The 4,593-nt window shown below is 59.6% G+C and carries 6 protein-coding genes and 1 rRNA gene; 4 read left to right on the forward strand and 3 right to left on the reverse strand.

Features of this window, described 5'->3' with window-relative positions:
• Positions 1-577: hypothetical protein (locus tag ACP5J3_RS10955; RefSeq protein ID WP_428495729.1), on the forward strand; the 577-nt coding region annotated here is incomplete at its 5' end.
• A 284-nt stretch (positions 578-861) separates the two neighbouring features.
• Here ACP5J3_RS10955 and rrf read toward each other — a convergent pair.
• Together rrf and ACP5J3_RS10965 are read right to left on the reverse strand one after the other, a co-directional pair.
• Positions 862-982 (reverse strand): 5S ribosomal RNA (rrf, locus tag ACP5J3_RS10960).
• A gap of 40 nt (positions 983-1,022) precedes the next feature.
• Positions 1,023-1,835 (reverse strand): hypothetical protein, encoded by an 813-nt coding sequence (locus ACP5J3_RS10965; protein WP_428495730.1) that lies wholly within the window; start codon positions 1,833-1,835, stop codon positions 1,023-1,025.
• A gap of 191 nt (positions 1,836-2,026) precedes the next feature.
• On the opposite strand from ACP5J3_RS10965, the gene ACP5J3_RS10970 reads away from it, so the two are divergent.
• Positions 2,027-2,203: a hypothetical protein gene (locus ACP5J3_RS10970; protein WP_263243229.1), complete on the forward strand. Its 177-nt coding sequence runs from the start codon at positions 2,027-2,029 to the stop codon at positions 2,201-2,203.
• On the forward strand, positions 2,200-2,469 hold the full coding sequence (locus ACP5J3_RS10975; protein WP_428495731.1) for a DUF4405 domain-containing protein: 270 nt from the start codon (positions 2,200-2,202) through the stop codon (positions 2,467-2,469). Before ACP5J3_RS10970 ends, ACP5J3_RS10975 begins: the two co-directional genes overlap by 4 nt.
• A gap of 166 nt (positions 2,470-2,635) precedes the next feature.
• Here ACP5J3_RS10975 and ACP5J3_RS10980 read toward each other — a convergent pair whose 3' ends face one another.
• Positions 2,636-3,415 (reverse strand): SAM hydrolase/SAM-dependent halogenase family protein, encoded by a 780-nt coding sequence (locus ACP5J3_RS10980; RefSeq protein WP_428495732.1) that lies wholly within the window; start codon positions 3,413-3,415, stop codon positions 2,636-2,638.
• Between the two features lie 40 nt (positions 3,416-3,455).
• Here ACP5J3_RS10980 and ACP5J3_RS10985 point away from each other — a divergent pair, with 40 nt between their 5' ends.
• Positions 3,456-4,496 carry an NOG1 family protein gene (locus ACP5J3_RS10985; RefSeq protein WP_428495733.1) on the forward strand — a complete coding sequence of 347 codons (1,041 nt, stop codon included), beginning with the start codon at positions 3,456-3,458 and terminating at the stop codon, positions 4,494-4,496.
• The last annotated feature ends 97 nt before the right edge of the window (positions 4,497-4,593 follow it).

Below are 4,593 nucleotides of genomic sequence, written 5' to 3' on the forward strand. Positions count from 1 at the left end.
GCTCGAGGTGAGGGACTGGAACGACAGGCCCCTCGGATACGGGACGGCGGTTGTGTACGACGAGGGCGGCGGAGTCGTCGCGCTGTCCTACGTACTAGACGGCAAGGCCCTCTACGGCCTGCCGTGGAGGCCGGGCTACGGCCTGAGGATCGCCTGGGGCATAGCCACGCTCAGCGAAGTCGCCGCGGGCCGCCTCATCTGGATATACGACAGCTCCGTGGCTAGAGACGTGGCAGAGCTGGGCTGGCCCACCGGCGGCAAAATCCGCACCTGGACATACCCCATCACCATCACGTTGAGAGACAGACAGGGCAAGCCCGTAGCCGGGTGCTACGCCAAGGTCGTCGACACGCTCACCGGGGGGCGCTGGGTCGCCGTATTCGCCTCAACCGCCTCAGACGGCTCTGTGTCAGCCTACCAGATACCCGCCACGGACTACAAGGTGGAGGTCTACTGCAACGGCGTTCTGTCAGCCACCGCCAAGTTTTCAGTACAACGCGGAGCACCCTCAACTGCGTGGAACTACCAAATAACCGTAGACTTCATAGACCAGGTAAAGGTGTCAAACGCCCCCTGAACACCCACGCGGCGCCGCGTCCACCCCCCGCCCATCCCGCCATTTTAACCCAAAGACGGCCGGAGGGCCCTCTTCCCCGCTACGTCTATAACAGCAAGCCGCTGTAGTCTGCCGTTCCCACGCCGCCGGGGAGCTACACAGCCTCTACACAGCGTAGAGAGCCCACAACCCCGCAGCACTACGCTGGAACCCACAACTGCCCCGGCCACCCACAACCCCCAATCCGGCTACACAGCCGAGATTTCTCATGTCTAGACAACTCTCCGTTTGGAGAAAGAGAAGCCCCCTCCCAGCACAGCGGTTTCCCGGGCCCTCTCGGAGCCCAGTACTCCCGACTGCGGCGCCGGCCTTAGCTTCCGGGTTCTGAAGAGTCCGGGCGTATCACCGGCGCCTGTGGCCGGGTTAGGGGCGTCTCCAAATTCACACGAGTTTATATACTTTTCCCCTATGCGGCGGCCTCTTCGAAGGCCACCAGCTCCCGGCTCCACTCCACTAGCCACACCTTTAGTTGCCTCGCCTTCTCCACCGCGTCGGGGTTCGCGGCCAGGGTGTAGACCACCGGCACCACTCGGCCGGAGACCAAGTCGGGCCACCCGACGGCCAGCAAGGCGGCTCTCTGGGCGGCCCTCTCGACGACTGCGGCCCCAGCCCTTACCTTAGCCTCGCCCACTACCGTATACCGCTCCGATTTGCAGTAGATGTCAAATTCGTAGGCGCCCGGCAAGACGAGGCGCTCCGCTTTACACTCGACACCCCGGCTCTTCAAGAGGTGGGAAACCCAGCTACGGGCAGTCTCCTCAAGCGAAACAGCCAAATCCTCAAACTGCTCCTTCGTCGCCATCCTCTCCTCAATTCTCCTAACCGCCCTCTCCAAATCCTCTTTAGTAGCAAACAGAGCGAGGTCCTCCCTAGTGGCGAATTTCGTAAAGTCGTCCTTGGTGGCGAATTTTGCAAGATCGTCTTTGGTGGCTAATTTCTCTAGGTCTTTTTTTGTGACCATCTCCTCTCTTATCTTCTCAATCTCTTTTTCAATTCTCTCTATGTCGTCTTTAGTCGCTACGTTGAGCGGTATAGCTACCTCGCCTATCAAGGCCTTTGCCAGCTTCAGCCTCACCTCCTCGTGGCTGATGAGTAGATCCACCAGCTCCGCCGCCGACCTCCCGTCTGATCGGAGAGCCGCCATGAATAGGTCCCGCAGAAACTGAGGCTCATCCCGGACAATCGCCGTCAGCAACTTCTTCAACTCAGCCACATCCACACACCCACCGCCGCACCCAGTTAAAAAACTTACCGCGCCCCATCGGCCTGCCGGTACATATTTTTACATACACGCCCAAGCCCCCTATCCGCCGTCAATCGGCGCAGGGCTGTGAGTTCCGCAGAGATTCGCCAAAGTTCCGCACGTAGTTTCTAGCGTAGTCTAAAAATTCTGCCTGCATCGAAGCGGCTATGGTCTCGAAACACCTAATAATCACAATAACAATAATAGCGCTGTACATAACTGTAATACTGCTACTAGCGGCCTATACAAGTAGCCATGAAGATAATGAAACGGCTAGGCATGGCGACGTCACAAACACCACCACTGCCGCTGTCGGTAGGCAGTGGCGCGGGGGGAGGTCATGAGTTGGTTTATTAGAGCCGTAGTTATCTACCTACTAGCCACCGCCGGGATCATGCTGGCGTTGTCGGGCTTGGTGCTGTACTTCGCCCCCTCCGGGCCGGGTAGCGGCCACCAGATAATTCTCGGAGCTACCAAAGACATGTGGAAGAACATCCACACATACGCCGCCTTCTCCATACTAGCCTTCGCCGCCGCCCACGTCGTGCTGAATAGGAGATCGCTTATATTCTACATTAAGAAGACCGCGAAGCCACCTCAGGAGAAATAACCCGATTTTTTGCGGGGTAAATTTTTTAACGGCTTAGCTATATATGCTTGGGGCGGAGGGGCCCTCTGGGGCCGCTGTGATAGCTCCGCGTACGCCAGAGGCCACACATTGTCAGTTTAACGGCCTTCTTCACTTATGCAGTGCGGCGGCGCTAGCTCATCACCGTCTAACTGCACCTCCGGATTTTTAAATCGAGACCAGCCTTGAGGCCGTGCGCCGCCGCGGCGTTCCCCATGACCACGGCCACTTCTAGATACCCCTCGCTGTTTATAAGAGCCACGGTCTCCCCCGGCCGGGCTCTGCCGTAGATCTCTACAAACTTGGCCTCTATCACCCGACCCCCCACCTCGACGCACAGCACATCCCCCCACGAGGCGATTTGGAACACCTCCCCCCGCGCCGAGGTGTAGACGTTGCCAAATCTGTCCACGTATATCGTCCGGGCCTTTATCTCGCCCCCGGCCACCTCGGCGGAGGGCCTCCCCAGCCTGACCCAGGTGGCCACTGGGGTGCCGAGCATCCGGGGCTCCACCCCCAGCGATAGATACGCCGCGGCTGGGGCGAAGACGTCGCGGCCGTGGAAGGTGGCGGAGAGCCGTGGGAGCCTCGCCTCTATTCTATACGCCTCCTCCACGCCGTCCTCTTCAGCGGCGAGGGAAAGTACGCCGTTGTCAGGCCCCACGAAGAAGTACCGCCTGGTTTTTAACAGAAGCGGCGCCCTCTCGGTGCCCACGCCCGGATCGACAACGGCGATGAAGATGGTCCCCTTTGGAAACCACTTGTAGGCCGAGGCGAGGATGAAAGCCCCGGTCCACACGTCTTGCGGAGGCACCTCGTGGGTGATGTCCACAACCACAGCTCTGGGGTTTATGGAGAGGATCACTCCCTTCATCGCCGCGACGAAGTAGTCCCTGGTGCCGAAGTCGGTAAGGAGGGCGATGGCCACGTGTAATACAAAGTATTTATATAAGTGGCCGCCGCCGTGCGTGGAGGTTGTGGACAAGGCGAAGCTCCCCTACGTATACACGGTGGACGAGCTCATCTCCATGTTCCTCGCGGCGTATGGGAGAGAAGAGGCCAGGGGCTCCACGGCGGAGCCCGCCTTCCTCAAGCAGAAGAGGCTGGAGATCAAGAGGATAGTGGCCTCCGGGAAGGCCCTGGCGTCCACCCTCAGAAAGATGGCCCTTGGGATGCCCTTCCTAGACCGCCTGCACCCCTTCTACCGGGACCTCGTGGACGTGGTTTTCGGCGCCCAGCTTTACAAACACGCCGTGGCTAAGGTTGGCAACGCCCACCTAGCCGTGAGGGCCATAGCCAAGGAGGCCATCACGGCGGTGCGCACCGCCCCCGACAAGAGGACGCTCCTAAGGGCTAGGCAGATGTACAAGGCGCGGATAATCGACCTCCTAAACGACCTCGGGCCGGAGCTGGAGAAGCTGAGGGATGTAGCCACCTTCCTAAGGAGGCTCCCCTCCATAGACCCAAACCTCTTCACAATCGTCGTCGCCGGCGCGCCCAACGTGGGGAAGAGCAGCTTCGTGAGATGTGTATCCACGGCGAGGCCAGAGGTGGCCGAGTACCCCTTCACCACCAAGCAGATACACCTAGGCCACATACATCTAAAAGGCGACAAGATCCAGGTAATAGACACGCCTGGACTCCTCGACAGGCCGCTGTCCCAGAGAAACAAGATAGAGAGACAGGCAGTCCTAGCCCTCAGACATTTGGCCGGGGTGATTATCTTCATCGCTGACCCCACACCCCACAGCGGCTACAGCCTAGAGATGCAGGCCAGCCTCTGGAGGGAGATAAAGACGGAGTTCACAGCCCCCGCCGTGGCGGTGTTGAACAAAATCGACATAGCCACCCCTCAGGAGCTGGAGAGGGCCAGGGCCCTTTTTAACCCGGCGGCCGAAATCTCCACCATCAACTGCCACGGCACCAAGGAGGTGGTCGACCACGTACTCCACAAGTACTATGTCCCCCAGGCGCTGGAGAAGCTCAGGGCGAGGGCCAGGGGGGCGTAGAGCAAAGAGTTTAATACCCAGCCGCCGGTGGTGGCGTGGAGCTAGAGCTGGAGAAGCCGTGGCGAGATCTGGAGAAGTATATAGAGGGCAGGATCAA

The sequence above is a fragment of the Pyrobaculum sp. genome (genome assembly GCF_049971835.1).
Lineage (GTDB): Archaea > Thermoproteota > Thermoprotei > Thermoproteales > Thermoproteaceae > Pyrobaculum.